This window comes from Bradyrhizobium sp. INPA03-11B (assembly GCF_040446015.1).
GTDB classification, from domain to species: Bacteria; Pseudomonadota; Alphaproteobacteria; order Rhizobiales; family Xanthobacteraceae; genus Bradyrhizobium; species Bradyrhizobium macuxiense_A.
Window position 1 is genome coordinate 1 of the sequence record NZ_JASGSR010000269.1, and the last position, 1,179, is coordinate 1,179.

Below are 1,179 nucleotides of genomic sequence, written 5' to 3' on the forward strand. Positions count from 1 at the left end.
ACCCATCCTTGTAATAGCGCGATCGGTTATCGTCGGAGCATTCCGAGAGGAATGGCCTGTCGCGGTTAGCGGCCGCGACAGGCCGCTGGCGATCGGATCGTACCCATCCTGAGCAGTTTGTGGCTGCCCTGTAGCAGGATCGCGCCAGCACCTTCATCGGACCCGGATGGTTGCCGGAACGGTTAGGTTCGCTTCACAAGGCGGGGTCGACGAGGATGACAAAGACTAGCACGACAACGGCGGGAATCGATACGTCCAAGGGCAAGCTCGATGTGGCGCTTCACGGCCGAACCGAACGTTGGCAGGTCGCCAACTCGTTGGCTGGGTGGCGTGAGCTGACAGTTAAGCTGGCCGAGGCCGGGGTGGGCCGCGTCGGGATTGAGGCGAGCGGTGGCTACGAGCGGGGCGTGGTGGAGCATCTACGTGCGGCAGGATTCACTGTGCTGGTGCTGCAGCCGATCCAGGTCAAGGCATTCGGCCGGGTGCATCTGCGGCGTGCCAAGAACGATGTGCTGGATGCGGTGTTGATCGCAGCCTGCACGGCGGCAATCGATCAGGTCAGAGATGCACCCGATCCGCGCCTGGCGGAACTGGCCGAACACCTGACCTTCCTCGAACAGGCCGAAGACGACATCAAGCGCTGCAAGACGCGGCTCGAGCACATCGATCAGCCCGCCTTGCGACGTCTGGTGCTTGGCGACATTGCCCGGCTGAAGGCACGGCGGCTCGCCCAGATCCGTCACCTTGCCAGGCAACTGCGCGTCCACCACGATCTCGCTGCCCGCTTTGATCTGGTGCTCAGCATTCCCGGGATCGGCGAGCGCACTGCGCTCGCGCTGTTGATCCGCATGCCCGAGCTCGGCCGGATCAGCCGCGAAGAAGCCGCGGCCCTTGCAGGCCTCGCGCCGTTCGACAATGACAGCGGCCAACGCAAGGGACAGCGTCGAATTGCCGGCGGTCGAGCCCGTCTTCGCCGATCCCTGTTCTCAGCCGCCCTCCCGGCAGCGTTCCGCTGGAACAAGGCGCTCATCGCGCTCTACGCCCGTCTGACTGCCGCCGGAAAAGCCCACAACGCGGCTCTCGTCGCATGCGCACGAAAGCTGCTGATCTATGCCAACACCGTCGTACAGCGCGGGACGCCTTGGCGCGAAACCGGCGTCACGACTTAATGGTTGCTAC

At 64.3% G+C, this 1,179-nt stretch carries 1 protein-coding gene; it reads left to right on the forward strand.

Annotation, left to right across the window (positions count from 1 at the left end; genetic code table 11):
- The first annotated feature begins 215 nt into the window (after positions 1-215).
- On the forward strand, positions 216-1,169 hold the full coding sequence (locus QMZ05_RS40860; RefSeq protein WP_353705893.1) for an IS110 family transposase: 954 nt from the start codon (positions 216-218) through the stop codon (positions 1,167-1,169).
- The last annotated feature ends 10 nt before the right edge of the window (positions 1,170-1,179 follow it).

Bases quoted from the DNA above. Each gene is read 5' to 3' on its own strand.
- QMZ05_RS40860 (WP_353705893.1), top strand. From the start codon at position 216: ATGACAAAGACTAGCACGACAACGGCGGGAATCGATACGTCCAAGGGC.